The sequence below is a fragment of the Thermosporothrix sp. COM3 genome, assembly GCF_059696735.1.
Map to the genome: position 1 here is coordinate 2945087 of NZ_AP019376.1, position 15269 is coordinate 2960355.

Consider the following 15269-nt stretch of genomic DNA (forward strand, 5'->3'; position numbering starts at 1 on the left):
TGTCAGAAGGCTGGCCGTTGGAATGCGAAGCGCTTTTAGCGAGCCGGGGGAGCGAAGACACCGAACTCGTTTCCATCAAGGTCGGCGAACTGAAGCCATTTTCCCCACGGCTCGTTAGAAAGCTCATGGGTAATGGTCACTCCTCGGCTCTTGAGCTCTTTGTACGTTGCTTCAATATCGTCTGTGTACAGGATGAAGCCTGTCATCCCTGTTCTGTCGGGGACGCTTTGACCACGCAGACCGAGGATGAGATGCGTTTGGGTTCCGGGTAGCGCGACTTCAAGCCAGCGCTCAGTTTCGCTCATCGGGGTATCGATGATCTTTTCAAAACCAAGCGTGTTAATGTAGAAGTCGAGTGCCTTATCCTGATCGTTGACGCCAACTGAAATGGCTCCAAATTTGGTGAACATGGCTTCTTTATCCTTTCCATTGCTCTATTGGTTTCAGTATAGCGTCTCAATCAGTCGGCGGCTTCTTTGATCTTGCTCAATATCAGGCAAGCAGGCCTTTAGAAGATTTTGTAGCCCCTCTCTTTTGCCCACTCTGTCGCCTGAGTATAGGCGCGTTTTTCTGAGGAGTCGATGGCGCGATAGAGTGGCTCTTTGTGCAAATAATCAAGGATGGTTAGAAGGTCCATTCCCTGATCAAAATAGTAGTCGAGGTCGATGGTATCGACGCGGTAGACCGAGTAGATCGCCTGCTTGACGGCGTCTTTGCGGTGTAGCGGTGGGATCTCGTATCCCTCATGGACGATGACAACCGTAATATCAAGCTGATTCAATGACATCTCCTCTCCCTCCTGTCAGGTTGTGCACTGCCTTCTAAGAGATTGTGGCAGGATACAGCGATTTTTATGTATTGAATCCGGTACCGCTTTCCTTTTATCTAACGCATATCTTGCTCATTTGTCAAGTGACAAAAGGTAGATATAGTAGAATGATAGAAGATGCTGTGAACCGATGTGAAGGAGATGTTGAGCAATATTGGATAAGCGTATTCAGTTTTATCATATTTGCCTCTCCATAGAGAGTTGAAATGTTATTCCGTATCTCTTCTGCAAGGCAAGTACATGAAGATGAAAATCGGTAGGGAGAAAGTAGTGCATATATGGTGCATCACCACAATCAAGAAGATACAAGGTCGTTGCTGGCATTCTTTGTTCTTGTCTTCGCGCTGGCTCTTCCATTCTGGCTGCCTGGCGTTTTCGTGGATCACCTGCCACTGCCGTTCCCTCTCCCGGCCAGCGCCCTTCAAGCCGTGTGCCCGATGCTGGCGACGCTGCTGTCCCGAGAGAAGCGGACCGGAAGCATAAAGCGGCTGTTTGTGTGGGGGTTCGATGCGAAAATCATCACGCGCCCGATCTGGTATGTGCCTGTTCTGCTCTTCAATCCGTGTCTCATGGCGCTTGCATATGGGGTGATGCTCCTTCTGGGAAGGTCGTTGCCCGCTCCATCTCTCCCCGTTTTGCTGGTTCTGCCTTTCTTTGGCTCTTCTTGCTTACGGCACTCTGCGAGGAGGTCGGTTAGATGGGGTATGCTGCGCCCCGCCTGCAAGCGAGGTGGAGCGCGTTGACATCTGCCCTGATCCTGGGCGCTTTTTCACCTTGTTCCCTGGCTTTCAATCCATCCGCCTGTCTGGATTGTGGGTCAGTGTCTCTCCGCGATCGGGCTGCGCATTGTGATGTTCTGGATCTCGAACAATACCAGGATTGCCGTGATACTCTTTCATTGCATGATCAACGTCAGCGAGTTCTTCTTTCCTGTGTATGGTTCGCATTACGATCCAGTGTTGAGTGGAAGCATCACAATGGTGCTTCTGTCACCCTTGCTCTGGGGGCCGAAGACGCTTGCCGGTTTTGCGCCCCTGCGACGTGCTACAGGGCGATAATTTCCCGCTTGTCGAGAAAGAGCTGACCGCCACAATAGATGTTTCGGCGGCGAAACGGTTCGGGCGTTGTTTCTTCAAGCCACTGCTGAATCTCGGGGTCGAGATAGTGAACATCGTACCACGGCGTATCCAGTGCCTGTGCTTCTGGACTCTCAAAGACCCAACGAGGGCAGGGTAGCGCGTAGAGCTGGCAGAGGTATTCAACGGTTGCTGCCAGAAAACAGGCCCAACGGCGCTCTATAAGTGTCGGATGAGCCCGGAAGCGTGGCCTTTCCGCGATCAGGTCCCGTTGCCTGTCAGTGGCATAGAGAAACCAATCATTCAAGAAATTACCCAGCGCAACCCACGGCTCCTCACCAGCACAGATGTCCTCATAGACACGCGCTATTGTCTGTAAGGGCTCTCCTAACCGCATCGGCATGGACACACTCCTTTCTCATCATGCTGACCCATCATTCTCGAAAGTAGGAACGCAACAGGAGCGGTAAGCGGCGTTGTTGCTGTTCTCCCTGAGAGATATACCGATCAAGAAGCGCCTGCGCTGAAGCATAATCCGTGATCCCGAGCAGCCGAAAGAGTGCGCTGATATCAGGCCGATCTTTCTGGCGATGCACCAGTAGCTTCTGAAGCAGCACATACTCGGGCTCGGGAAGGGAGACTTCAAGGACTCGATACTTTCGCCACGGCCGGCGCTTTTGGGGCAGATACCCGGAGGGTTGTAAGGCACCCAGACGAATGGTGTTGAACCAGAGTGGATGCAGATGCAGACGTTCAGCCACCATCTGGATCGCCTGATGAAGTGCAACGGCCAGGGGTATGCCGGTTGCCTGATCGCGCTCGCTTCCGATGAAAGGGTATACGTCAATATCATTCGTTGCTCGACGCGTATTCACGGTGATAGCAATATAAGCTCCACCAAGCAATAACACCGGCAAAGGAGTGATGATCCCTTGATCTACTAAAGCTTGATCTAACGCCTGTAGATACTGCTCTATCTCCTGTGCTCGCATCACGTTCCCCTTCCGTTCTCTTGTATTGTACTGTCAGTGCAAACTGTTTTTCAAGTATTTGTTTTGTCGAATAAGAGGCAAAACGCCGCGTACTGCGTAGAAGATGCGAGATACTTCAAGAGCCTGCAACCTGTTGCGTGCAATAAGCCTGCTCTGTGCATACATCTTGCACCTCTCGGACTGATAGAAGCGATGGACAGAGCGCTCAATGTTTGCCCTCTCCAGGAGCACCGTTCAGGGAGGGGGCGCTTATTGCCACCGGATAGAACACCATCTGAGATGACATTGCATGACATCCCTTCATAATGAGTAGAGAAAGCTGCTAAGGTGGCTGATCAGATCGATCGCTCTTTCTTCAGCATACTGAAAAAGCGGGACAGAATGCAAATCCAGAAGCCGCTTGTCCCTGGCTGCCTGCTTATGGCGTTGGCAACATAGCGAAAGCGAAACTGTACTCAACCGCCTGGGAGTAACAAGACCCAGTGTGCTTTGTCCGTTTGCCTGAAAGCCTCCGAGTGATGCAAGGAGGTGTATTTTCCCCTGGCCGTCGAGGGTCTGCTTTGGATTCCCCCGGCTGTCGAGAAAAAAGCAAGTTCAAGTGAAGAGGAAAGCCCGTGAAAAGGCTCAGAGAGCGGCTTGAGTGATATACCGAGGGTCTGCTTTGGATTCCCCCGGCTGTCGAGAAAAAAGCAAGTACAAGCGAAGAGAAAAGCCCGTGAAAAGGCTCAGAGAGCGGCTTGAGTGATATACCGAGGGTCTGCTTTTGGTTGGTGGTCCCGGCAATGCAAAGGGGGTGTATTTTTACGATGGGCGGGCGAGGGTCTGCTTTTGGTGGTGGCAAGGAATGTATTTGCAGACCCCCTTTGTGTGTGTGTGCGTGGAAATGATGGGCTATCGTCTCCCGTTGCGTGTCGTGGTTATTGTTGTTCTATGCTTGTTGCTCGCCCGCCTTCACATGCGGTGCAGAGCCCTTTCAGCAGATAGAGATGAGGTCTTCCGATTGATTCGGAAAGCGTGGCCCGGTTGGTCTGCGGGATCGAGAACGAGTGTGGACCACCACAATAGATAGGCGTGTCCAGCGTTACGACAGGTGCTCCTTTGTCCAGTTCGGCTTCTTCCTCTGCCTGATCGGCAAGCAGCTTGTCCAGTGTGGCGCAGATCCAGCCCTGTTCCTCTTTGGAAATGGGCCCGATGAGATCCGCATATTGATGTGGCTGCATCTGAACGATAATCCCTCCTGGTGCTGTGATCTCGATCAGTGGGTCTTCGTCAAGGAGTGGGGCAACGAAGAGAATGCGTGCCGGGATATCATTGACCGACAGGCCGTTCTGATGCCGCTTTACCTCTACAACATTGCCATCGATGTCTTGTACAAGCATGGCCGTTTTCTCCTCTTTGAGCTTCATCTACTTCTTGCTGCAACCCGTTTGCTGTTCTGCAAACCTGTGTTACAATGACAACAGGCAACTTCTGCCTGTTACGGGGAAGCCCGCGTGCCGAGATGCACACCCTCACACGTCGGGCTTCCGCTGGTATCGCTCATGGAGAGCGGTCCCAGCCGGGTTGAAACCCGGTCTACTGGTTTGAACGAACGAATCACTTTTCTGTATCGCTGATGTTTCTGACTATCCATCTTTCCTTGCTTCGCTTGCTTTTCCTGCCCTGGTTGCGAGAGATCTTTCTGACATAATACATTTGCTCTACGAGCTGCTTCTTTTTGTACTATGCATTCCTTCCTTTTATGTCTATCTTCATCTGTAGAGAAAAGAGATCTGTTGTTTGCTGGAATGCTTTCTGTTGACAGGATCGCTGCCTGCTCTCTGGCTTTATAATGCAATGATGCGCTTTCCCCGGTGCAGGTAAGGGTGGAAGAGATACAGCATGCAAGAACAATGGATGTGTAGGGTGTCTTATGGCTGCTCGCGCCTGTTGCTTCCTGCACGAAGAGCGTGCTTCTTGAGATCGGCGGCGGTCGATAGCAAGCGACCCTGCTCGTGAGCGCTTTTCTGTGTGTGAAGAGGTCGGACAAAAGGGGATACGCTCTCGTTATGCGGAGAGAAAAGCTGTGCTCCATTCAACAAGAGCACAGCTTTCTCCGAGATGTTCTCTCTTTGGCTTTGCCAGGATGATTGCTATGTGATTCCTTATGCCTGTTGGTCTTTGGGGTGCTGGTTCACGTGGACGGTAGCGCTCCCTCCTCCCTGAACGACGGCATTGTAATTTCCGGTGATCTGCTGAACCATCTGAGCGCCCTGTGGCACCTGCTTGATATCCGCCAGAAGCTGGCGTGCGGCCGTCACAAGCTCTTCGTCCTGATCGGCATGGATCGCCTCCAGCTCTTCCTGTAGCGTTGCCTGGCGTCCCGTCGACTTCGGCTTCGCTTCAAGCGCCTCCAGCGCCTGGCTGACATCGCTCTTTTCGCCATGTTTCTTTTTGATGAGCGCTTTCAGGGCATTATATCCCTCATCAATCACCTTCTGGCCTATACCTGAAGCAAGCGCGGTCAGGGCCGCTACTAACGCCTGTGTAACGACATCCATCCTTTTTTCTCTCCTCTATAGAAGTAGAAATTGCATTCTCTTTCTATAGACGTAGTTCTCTCTTCTTTATGAAAGAGAGGGCCGGACTTTGGTAAGGGAGGAAGCGCTTGACCAAAAGTGATACGATAGTCTACGGTGCCTGAAGCAAGAAGCGACAGGCGCGCTTGTCACCATACATGGTGGGAAGCAGAAAAAGAAAAAAAGAGGTGGCATTGGTTCTATGAAACAGAACAAATATGATGATCCTGGATTTTTCCGGAATTATAGCCGAATGCCTCGCTCGGTGGGCGGGCTTGAGGCAGCGGGTGAATGGCCGGTTCTTCGCTCTCTTCTCCCCGATTTGCAAGGGAAAAACGTGCTCGATCTCGGGTGTGGCTTTGGCTGGCATTGTCGCTATGCACGAGAACAGCATGCGCGCCATGTAGTGGGGGTTGATATCTCCGAGAAGATGCTAGAGCGAGCCAGAGAGATGACCCACGATGACGCCATTGAGTATCGACGGGTAGCTATTGAGGATATTGATTTCCCGGCGAACTCCTTTGATGTGGTCTTGAGCTCGCTCGCATTTCACTATGTGCAGCACTTTGATAGTGTCTGCCAGAAAGTGTATCACTGTCTTATGCCAGGAGGCTCGTTTGTCCTCTCGGTTGAGCACCCGATTTTTACCGCGTTGCCAGCTCAGGACTGGTATTATGGGCCGAACGGTGAGCGTCTGCATTGGCCCGTCGACCGTTATCAGGATGAAGGACTGCGCCAGGCCCGCTTTTTAGAGAATGATGTGGTGAAATATCACCGCACGATTGCAACTTATATGAATACGCTGCTTGATGTGGGCTTTACGATTACCAGAGTTGCCGAGCCGGGGCCAACCAAAGAGATGCAGGAGGCACAGCCTGAAATGCGCGACGAAACGCGCCGCCCGATGTTCCTGTTGATCTCCGCTCGCAAGAACGAGAAGCAATAAAGCGACGCGCCTTCGCGGTTGCGTGAGGATGCCATGTCCGGGCTCAGACTGAGCTATGAAACACTTTCCTTTGTCTGAATGCTCAGCGCTGAGCCCTTTTTCAGAAGAAGAGAGCATCCCCTGAGAGCTAAAGTCCTCATGTCCCTCAGTTGCATAAAATCATGGGGAGAATGCAACCCCTTCCACAGGAAATCTTCCAGCTTGAAAAAAGAAGCTGCCTCTCTTTCGCACTGCGAGTTGGTTATGTAGCAAGAGGAAAAGAAATATCAAGAATAAATGCTGGCAGCCTGGCATGAGTATGGAAAGAAAAAGAAAAATCGTATATATATAGTAATAGAAGCATATCTTATTTGTGAGTAAGAGATAGAGTAGTCAAGCCTCGTATTCCAGGTACTTTTAACAGAGCAAACAGCTATGTTTGGATGGGATAAAAGCCTGTAGGGGAGAACACGAAGCGCTATTAGAAAGGGTGTGGAAGTCTGCCGGAGGCTACCACGCTCCGGTACAGGAGGAAAGTCATGCTACTGTGAAAGTCGGCCAGTCTCTAACATACGAGGTATCGGTGTAAGGAGACCTGTTCATGGACGAACAAGAAGCACGCATGGAACAGCGAATTACTGGCAATTTCAATGCAATTGTACAGGGAGGTGGGACCGCTCAGCTTTCGGTTTTGCAACACATGCCATCGTTACCGCCTGATCTGGAGCCGGATACAGCTATTTTGGAGTCTGCAAAGCAGTTGCTTGCAACTCTGCCCGTTGACGAGCTTCCGGAGCCTGCACCAGAACGCTTACCTGCCCGATCTCGTATGCCATTGCAGCGAAATATACTTTTCACAGGACGTGAACGCGAATTACAATCGCTTGCTCGCCATATTAAGGGAGAGCAAACTGTTGCGATAGGCTATCGAGGACCTGCTGCTGCTACAGGAATTGGCGGAATTGGTAAGACACAGCTCGCAACTGAGTTTGTCTATCGGTATGGGCCATATTTTGCAGGTGGTGTATTCTGGCTCGATTGTTCCAGACCTGAGAACATGTTCGCGGAAGTGCTTCAATGTCGTGGGGCGCTCCTGCCTGAAGTGGAGACACGTTGTGCAACGCTGCCGCCAGAAACACAGGTGCAATGGATTCGGCAAGCATGGCAAACTTCCCTGCCGCGTCTGTTGATCTTTGATAATTGTGAGGATGAGGAGATATTGCAACAATGGCAGCCGCGCGGTGGAGGATGCCATATTATTGTCACCAGTCGCAGACAGAAGTGGTCTCCAGAATGGGGAGTTAAGACTGTGCTTATCGAAGCGTTGCCACGGGCGGAAAGTATTTCACTATTGTGGAAATACCGATCCGACCTGTCCGCAGAAGAGGCCGGACAGATTGCTGAAGAATTAGGTGATCATCCTCTGGCTTTGAGCCTGGCAGGCAATTACTTGCGAATCTATCGAGATGTAGTATTTCCGAGTCAATATATCCAGCAGGTACGGCAACAGAAATTGCAGCATCGGTCCTTACAGGGAAGGGGCATTCATTATTCTCCAACTGAGCATGAACTTCATGTCGCCCGTACGTTTGCCATGAGCTATGAGCGGCTTGGAGAGGAAACATGTGATGCAGTGGCAAAAGAGATTCTGGCATGTGCGGCATGGTGCTTTGCCGGAGTACCAATTCCGACAACACTCTTGAAAGCGGCGGTCATTGATAACAAAGCAGTGGCGGATGAAGAGCAAGTATTGCTTGCTGAAGATGCTTTGAAGCGCTTGCTCGATCTGGGATTGCTGGAACAAATGAAAGAGAATACTGTGCGTATGCATCGACTGGTTGTCTATTTTGTACTGGCGAATATAGACGAAGATGGGCAATCAGGGAACGAGGGAAGAACAGCACGTGAGCAAATAGCACATAGTCTCTTTCAAGAAGTGGAGAGGATCAATGCGGGGGCATCTCCATTAAAGCTGGTACCCTTACAAGCTCACGCTATGAAGTTCATTCAAGATGCAAAAGACCGAAATGAAGAGGATAACTTTATCTCATGGAGTGTTTTGCTAGGTACCCATTGGTATCGTATGGGGGCATATCGTGATGCGGAAAAATTATATAGGGAGGCATTAGAAATTCAGGAGAGGGTACATGGGCGAGAGCATCCGTCAATCGCGAGAACCCTGAATAAATTGGGGTTGGTTTGTAAAGAACAGGGAATGTATACGGAGGCAGAGCAATACTACAAGGAAGCTCTCAGCATTCGAGAAAAGGTGTATGGAAGAACGCACCACACCGTGGCAACTATACTAAATAATCTTGGGTTGGTCTATAAATTACAGAGATTACAAGATGAAGCAGAAAAGCTCTACAAGGAAGCACTGGAGATTCGGAGAAATATATATGGAAGTATGCACTCTTCAGTAGCGAAAAGTATGCATAATTTAGGGCGGTTGTATAGAGAGCAAGGAAAATATACAGAGGCCGAAAGATTGTATAAGGAAGCTTTGGAGATAAAAAGGCAGCAATATGGGAAAGAGCATGCTTCGGTTGCGACGAGTCTGAACAATCTGGGATCAGTGTACAGAGACCAGGGTAAATATACGGAAGCTGAGGAAATATACAAGGAAGCACTGGAGATTCGAGCACGAATATACGGAAAAGAGCATCCCTCGATAGCAAGGAGTTTAAATAATCTAGGCCTGCTTTACAGGATGCAAGCAAGATATGAAGAGGCCGAGCAACAGCACAAGGAAGCACTAATGATTTGGGAGAAGGTGCATGGGAAAGAGCACCCTGATGTAGTGACAGGCCTTAATAATCTGGCAATAGTATATGATATGCAGGGGAGGGATACAGAGGCAGAAAACCTGTACAGGGAAGCAATCAGCTTGAGTGAGAAACTGATAGGTACAAACCATCCAGATACAATGCAAGTTGCTCTCAATTATACGACTTTTCTAGCAAAACGAGGTAGGGATGATGAGGCGAACACATTAAAGAAGCAATATAATTTGAGGCAAAATGATGAAAAGGACATTCAATAGATGCTGGTTTGTCTCTAGAATAGAAGGTTTGAGTGAGCATTACTCACTCAAACGAAATTAACTTAGTCCAGAAGTCTTTTATCACTGTTAGACTCTTCACTTTCATCAACATCATCATCGTCGTTGTCGTCGCCGTCATAATCAGAGAGGGTGAAGGAAATGGTATGTATGCGGCTCCATACGTGAAGGGCTTCATCGTGCCATTGTGTGCTTGCTTCAAAATGAGGCATAGGTTTCCCTCCTTTTTCGTGGCAGTGATCCATACTGCTGGTAACGCCTATCGGATCCGGCGCTAACCCATCGAGAGACGACGATCAACAAGCCTGACTTTTTGCGGTAGATAGATGTGTATCAATCTCAGGTGCAGAGAAGTCAACGGCATGGAAAGGAAATGCACTCAGCGCCAGTGCCAGAATCCTCACGACACCGAATATAGTGCTATGTGGTGATGTTTTCGTGCGCTTCCTCGCTTCCTTTCGTCTCATAACAAGTATACCATGCCTCAGGCGAGAAATACAGTATCCAGGCGATGTTATCCCTTGCTTGTATGCTTCTATGCGGATGTGTTTTCTGCTTCTCGATAGGTGTTTGTTGTACCGGGGCGCTTTATGAGGAGAAAAGAAGAAAGGCTTCCTTGAGAAGAGCTATTGGCATCTTCCCTCGGAAGCCTTTGCCTGCACTGATTTATAATGCTGGCTCATCATAAACGAGCTTCTGAAAATCCGGGTGGTTGCGGAGATCCCGCCAGGCGATATCGTGGCGGACCCAATCGCGAGGTTCTGTATCTGGTTCTTGAAACGCTTCTCGTAACAGCGAGAGGGCTTGTTCGTGGTTTCCTTGAAGCGCTTCAAGCCCACCCAGGCCGTAGAGAGCGCTTCCTTTCTCCTCCTGCTGAAGTTGTAACAGAGCAGCCCGTGCTTCGGAGAGCGCCTGTGCTGCTTCATCCGGCCCTTTGTATCGAACGAGCACTACCGCAATATTATACAGTATGCCAGCCTCACCGGGATCGTCTGCTAACGCTTGCGTATAATCAGCGAGCGCTTCTTCATATTTTCCTAGATAGCTGTGGATTAAGCCTCGTTCCTGATAGCAATTATATCCCAGAGCTATAGCTGCGTTCAGGTCATGAAGCGCTTTCTCATATTCCCCCATTTCTCTATAAAGAGTACCGCGCCAGAAGAGAGCACCTGCATGATTGGGCTCGAGGGAGAGGAAAAGGTTGAAGTCAGAGAGGGCGTTATCATATTGCTCGAGGTAGTAGAATGACAGGCCGCGCAAGAGGAGAGCACCTGTATCGTTGGGCTCAAGGGAGAGGAGGAGGTTGAAGTCAGAGAGAGCGTTATCATATTGCTGGAGGAAGTAGAAGGAAAGACCACGACCGAAGAGCAGTAGATTTTCTTCCGGCATGCTGGCAATGGCCTGAGTAAAGTAGTCGATTGCTTGCGCATAGTTGACCTCTCCATAGGCTCGTATTCCAAGACAGGCCGTAAGGCAGGCGTGTGCGTGCGAAGACAGTTCTTGCATTCGGGAGAGAGTATGAAGCATCTCGGAAGTATAATACGGCTGCTCCCCGGCCTCTTCCATGCTCTTGAGAAGAGAGTGTATCAGCTTGTGCTGTGTATGCGGTATGTGCTTCTCGAGCTCTTTCGGTTGGCAGCGTTGGAGTATTTCCTGCGCAAATGATTTTTGTTCATAGAGCGCAATGGCAAAGAGGTTCATGATATCAATCCAGTGATTTTCGGGATCGGCACAGTACCAATGATAGACATAGGAGAGGGTGAGCGTACGCCAGGTCTTGCTTCTCCATTGCCGTGGGTATTTTTCCCGTTGCTGCGCATAGTATTGGGCCAGACGAGTGTGTGTGTCCGCGAAAAGCTGTGGGCTGAGATGATGGATGTGCTCAAGCATCTTCGTTCGTATAATCGGGTGATAGCTCTTGCCTTCGGCTTTTTCCTGAACATATGGTTGCTCGATAACCTGATTGAACAGGTACTCTATCTTGTCAGCAGGCACCTCCGGATACAGCACCTGAAGGATGTCCTGATTGAAGGTCAGAGGGAAGGCGAGGGTGAGCAGCACGCGTCTGAATGAGTTATCGGTATCCCAACGAAGATAGCGGTCAATGAGATCTTTTACCGGAACCGCACTATCCTCATTCTCCAAGAGCGCTGTTGCCATCCAGCTCATCATGACAGGCAGACGCTCAGAAGCTTCCTTGATTTCAGCACGTCTTTGAGCATCAAAGATCTGGTAGCTGTTCAAGAACGCTTCAGCTTCCATATCTGTGAAGGCGTTGAGGTGGATCGTTTGTGTAATGCGGTGCAGGTAGTCCCACCGCGTGCCGGGAGCACTCCGACTGGCAATCATCAGTCTGACTCTTTGCGGCTTATACTCACGAAGCTTGAGGAGCCAGTCCTGTAGCTCTTTCCGCGTCTGCTCAAAGTTATCAAAGCAGAGCAGCACCCTTTTATGATGTTTGTCGAGCGTCTCCTTGAGATCCTCAAAGAAGAGGGGGCTCAGTATGCCCTCAGGATCCCGCATCAGTGCGACTTCGTCCTTATTGCCCAGTTTTTTGACCAGATATTCGAGCCAGAGCGAAGCCTGATCCTCTATTTTTCCTGTGGTAGATATTCCAGCCCTTTGCGCAGCATAGGAACGCCATCGCCGAGGGTAAATGAGACTTTCACGGCTCCACGCCCAAGCATCCCGATGATTCCTTGAGGAGCGCTCGGGTCGTTTTCAATCTCTTCTCGCTTCTGCTGATAGGTTTTGTAGCGCTTCTCAAACTTCTTGAGATGGATATTGTGCTCGGCAAGCTGGTGAGCGAAATGGCCGAGTAGCTCGGGAATCGTTTTCTGTTGCTCGTCGGAGGTCACAGCCAGAAAGCCGAACTCGTGAGCCATCTCACCATATCGCTTCATGAGCGTTGTCTTGCCGACGCCGCCCTGTCCACAGATGTAGAATATCAAGTAATTGGATGCATTGATGTGATAACGAAATGTCTCAAGCTCTTTTTCTCTTCCAATAAATCGCCGAGACTCCGCTTGCTTGATAATTGCGTTCCAGTCGTCAAGCACCATAATCTGTTCTCCTTTTCATCTTCTACTGGCATATACGATCCTCACAGCAGAAATTCAAAGCAATGCACAAAAAGGGCTATCACCTCTTCTCCGGAGAGAGCTGCCTTCCGAGGGGAACCGGGTTCGGTTGCCCCGGGGGATGAAGCGGCTTGCCAGCGCTTCTGGTAACCTTCTGTTGGCCTGCGGCGTTTCACCAATACGAACGGAGAAGCAAAGAGGATACGTCCTATGACTGAACAGAATAGAGAGAAAAAGAACAGCCAGCCAGAGATGTTCTTTGATAAGGAAGATCCGTCGCTGCTGATGCGCCCGGAGTTGCGGCAGGGAAGCCGTCCGGGGGATATGCGGGTGCGGATCGTGCTTCCTCATCAGCATGCGTTTCGGCGGTTGCACTATGGAGTGCTTGAAGCAACCGAGGAAACAGAGGAACCGCATAGCGCCTGGGGATGGCTAAAGCGGATATTCATTGGTCCGCCGCTCCCGACAGCCCGGGCCGCAACCGAGCGTTTGACGAAAGTAAAGGCGCTTGCCGTGCTCTCTTCCGACGCGATCTCGTCTGTGGCCTACGCGACTGAAGCAATGCTGGCATCCTTGATCGCGGCGGGCTCGGGCCATCTATGGGTGATGCTGCCGATCAGTTGTATTATCGTCGGCCTGCTGTGCGTTGTGGCGCTCTCCTACCGCCAGACAATTCCAGCCTATCCTTCAGGGGGAGGCTCGTATATAGTCGCGAGGGAGAATCTGGGCACAGTGCCCGGGCTTGTCGCTGCGGCCTCGTTGATGATTGACTATGTGCTGACAGTCGCGGTGAGCGTTTCGGCAGGAGTGCTCTCGCTTGCGACTCTGTTTCCTATCCTGTCATCGGCTTTTGATATCGTCAGTATCGATGTGACGCTGATTATCCTGATTACGATCATTAACCTGCGTGGGATCCGCCAATCCGGTTCCATCTTCGCCGCGCCGACCTACCTGTTTATCGGGAGCGCGTTGCTGATGATTGTGGTTGGCGTGGTCAAATCCTTTGTAATTGAACAGCGCCCCTTGATCGGGCCGTTTCCGTATGTTGCGGCGGTCGAACCACTATCGCTTTTTCTGATCCTGAAATCCTTCTCTGCTGGTTGTTCGGCAATGACCGGCGTAGAAGCGATCTCGAACGGTATCCCGGCCTTTAAGAAACCCGAAACGCGCAACGCGTCGATTACGCTGACCTGGATGGCGATCATTCTGGGCGGGCTTTTCCTCGGGATTACAGCGCTCACGATGGCTTATCGGATCGAAGTCAGCCCGACAGGCAACCCGACCGTTATCGGTCAAATTGCACAGCGGGTGTTCAATGGCCCTCTCTTCTTTTTTTACCCGATTTTCCAGATCGCGACGCTGCTGATCCTGGCGCTGGCTGCCAACACCAGCTACTCTGATTTCCCGCGGCTGGCTTCCCTGCTGGCGCGAGACCTGTTCTTACCTCATCAGTTTGCCTTTCGTGGTGATCGTCTGGCCTTCTCGACCGGCATCGTGTTTCTGGCAACGGTTGCCTCGCTGCTCTTAATGGTGTTTGAGGGCGATACGACGTCCCTGATTAACCTCTATGCGGTCGGCGTCTTTATCTCGTTTACGCTCTCGCAAAGCGGGATGGTTCGTCACTGGTGGGTGCGGCGTCACAGTGATCGTCACTGGCTGCATCACATGCTGATGAATGGTCTCGGGGCCAGCGTGACGCTGCTGGTTGCGCTGGTGATCAGTGTGACGAAGTTTCTGGCAGGGGCCTGGATCGTCGTCGTCTGTATTCCGCTGTTTGTCTGGCTGTTTCTCAGCATTCGTCAGCATTACCTGCGTGTTCAGCGAGAACGCACCACAGAGATTCCGCTTCGGCCTAAGACGCTCAGTCATCGCTTTATTGTTCCTGTGATGGCGTTAGATGCGATCTCGCAATACTGTGTGTCATATGCTCGCTCGATCACGCCGCAGGTCACGGCGGTCCATGTGGCGTTTGACAGGAAGCGAGCCGCCGCCTTATCTGAGTGCTGGAACACGTGGCAGAGCTCGTTGAGCGAGGATGAGCGCGTTCCCCTGTCTCTGGTTGAACCAGCCTGCCATTCGTTTTCACGCTGTTTGCTTGCCTACCTGGAGCAACTGCAAGCGCAGTATCCCAACGATACGCTGACGGTCGTCTTGCACGAATCGGATGCTCTCTCTTTCCGAGAACGGCTGCATCATCATCTGGATATCCTGGCAGTGAAGGGAGCGCTCTATTCGAGCCCGGACATTGTGGTCACCGATATCATGCCACCTCAGCAGTGTGAGCCAGTACGCCCGGAGCAGTTTTCGCACCGTTTTATCGTGCCTGTCACGGGACTGGACCGGAGCACGCTGCAATGTCTGGCCTATGCTCGCTCGATCTGTTCACCGGTGACAGCGGTTCATGTCGGGGTTGAGGAGCAAGATATTGAGGAGATACGAGATAGCTGGCTCCAACTGCAACGCTACCTCTCGCAGGAGGAAGAAACACGGCTGGTCGTGATCGAGTCCCCATATCGGTCGCTGGTGCGTCCGCTGCTGGCCTACGTCGATACGTTACGTGAACTCTATCCGACAGATACGTTTACTGTGATTCTACCAAAGTTTGTTGTAGAGCACTGGTGGGAATACCCGTTGCACAATCAGACCGCTTTTCGGATCAAAAAGGCGCTCCAGACGCGGCCTGGCATTGTTGTGACAACCATTCCTCGCTTTGTGCCACGAGATTGAAAACGGCTTCTCCGTAGCGCT

At 51.1% G+C, this 15269-nt stretch carries 15 protein-coding genes; 5 read left to right on the plus strand and 10 right to left on the minus strand.

The genetic code is table 11. From position 1 onward, the window contains the following. Positions 1-35: 35 nt before the first annotated feature. Entirely contained in the window at positions 36-410 is a 375-nt protein-coding gene (locus tag KTH_RS12725) for a VOC family protein (protein ID WP_111325034.1), read from the minus strand. Between the two features lie 98 nt (positions 411-508). Then, positions 509-787: a hypothetical protein gene (locus tag KTH_RS12730; RefSeq protein WP_111325035.1), complete on the minus strand. Its 279-nt coding sequence runs from the start codon at positions 785-787 to the stop codon at positions 509-511. Between the two features lie 320 nt (positions 788-1107). On the opposite strand from KTH_RS12730, the gene KTH_RS12735 reads away from it, so the two are divergent. Continuing rightward, positions 1108-1572, plus strand: a complete 465-nt coding sequence (locus KTH_RS12735) for a hypothetical protein (protein ID WP_111325036.1) — start codon at positions 1108-1110, stop codon at positions 1570-1572. 159 nt (positions 1573-1731) lie between these two features. Next, positions 1732-1887 carry a hypothetical protein gene (locus KTH_RS12740; protein WP_497619057.1) on the plus strand — a complete coding sequence of 52 codons (156 nt, stop codon included), beginning with the start codon at positions 1732-1734 and terminating at the stop codon, positions 1885-1887. Here KTH_RS12740 and KTH_RS12745 read toward each other — a convergent pair. The 5 genes from KTH_RS12745 to KTH_RS12765 all read right to left on the minus strand — a co-directional run bounded on the left by KTH_RS12745 (position 1874) and on the right by KTH_RS12765 (position 5437). Then, positions 1874-2308 carry a hypothetical protein gene (locus KTH_RS12745; RefSeq protein WP_111325038.1) on the minus strand — a complete coding sequence of 145 codons (435 nt, stop codon included), beginning with the start codon at positions 2306-2308 and terminating at the stop codon, positions 1874-1876. The two genes, KTH_RS12740 and KTH_RS12745, sit on opposite strands and share 14 nt — an antisense overlap. 31 nt (positions 2309-2339) lie before the next feature. After that, positions 2340-2897, minus strand: coding sequence for a hypothetical protein (locus tag KTH_RS12750; RefSeq protein WP_111325039.1), 558 nt, complete (start codon positions 2895-2897; stop codon positions 2340-2342). 917 nt (positions 2898-3814) lie between these two features. Then, a complete protein-coding gene (locus KTH_RS12755) occupies positions 3815-4276 on the minus strand; it encodes a hypothetical protein (protein ID WP_137686305.1) in 462 nt (153 codons plus the stop codon). A gap of 98 nt (positions 4277-4374) precedes the next feature. Then, on the minus strand, positions 4375-4530 hold the full coding sequence (locus KTH_RS12760) for a hypothetical protein (protein WP_170142848.1): 156 nt from the start codon (positions 4528-4530) through the stop codon (positions 4375-4377). Between the two features lie 511 nt (positions 4531-5041). Beyond that, the gene (locus KTH_RS12765; protein ID WP_111325041.1) at positions 5042-5437 is read right to left on the minus strand and encodes a Het-E N-terminal domain-containing protein; all 396 of its coding nucleotides are present in this window, start codon (positions 5435-5437) and stop codon (positions 5042-5044) included. A gap of 220 nt (positions 5438-5657) precedes the next feature. Between KTH_RS12765 and KTH_RS12770 the strand changes: the two genes are divergently transcribed. Together KTH_RS12770 and KTH_RS12775 are read left to right on the plus strand one after the other, a co-directional pair. After that, a complete protein-coding gene (locus KTH_RS12770) occupies positions 5658-6401 on the plus strand; it encodes a class I SAM-dependent methyltransferase (RefSeq protein WP_111325042.1) in 744 nt (247 codons plus the stop codon). Positions 6402-7002: 601 nt separating this feature from the next. Then, a complete protein-coding gene (locus tag KTH_RS12775) occupies positions 7003-9423 on the plus strand; it encodes a tetratricopeptide repeat protein (RefSeq protein WP_170142849.1) in 2421 nt (806 codons plus the stop codon). 62 nt (positions 9424-9485) lie between these two features. Here the strand turns inward: KTH_RS12775 and KTH_RS12780 are convergent, their stop codons facing one another. The 3 genes from KTH_RS12780 to KTH_RS12790 form a co-directional block, all read right to left on the minus strand. Continuing rightward, positions 9486-9653 (minus strand): hypothetical protein, encoded by a 168-nt coding sequence (locus KTH_RS12780; protein WP_170142850.1) that lies wholly within the window; start codon positions 9651-9653, stop codon positions 9486-9488. A 454-nt stretch (positions 9654-10107) separates the two neighbouring features. Then, positions 10108-11964: a tetratricopeptide repeat protein gene (locus KTH_RS12785; RefSeq protein ID WP_111325044.1), complete on the minus strand. Its 1857-nt coding sequence runs from the start codon at positions 11962-11964 to the stop codon at positions 10108-10110. A gap of 68 nt (positions 11965-12032) precedes the next feature. Beyond that, positions 12033-12503, minus strand: a complete 471-nt coding sequence (locus KTH_RS12790; protein ID WP_111325045.1) for a P-loop NTPase family protein — start codon at positions 12501-12503, stop codon at positions 12033-12035. A 228-nt stretch (positions 12504-12731) separates the two neighbouring features. Here KTH_RS12790 and KTH_RS12795 point away from each other — a divergent pair, with 228 nt between their 5' ends. Next, entirely contained in the window at positions 12732-15248 is a 2517-nt protein-coding gene (locus tag KTH_RS12795; protein ID WP_497619065.1) for an APC family permease, read from the plus strand. Positions 15249-15269: the final 21 nt, after the last annotated feature.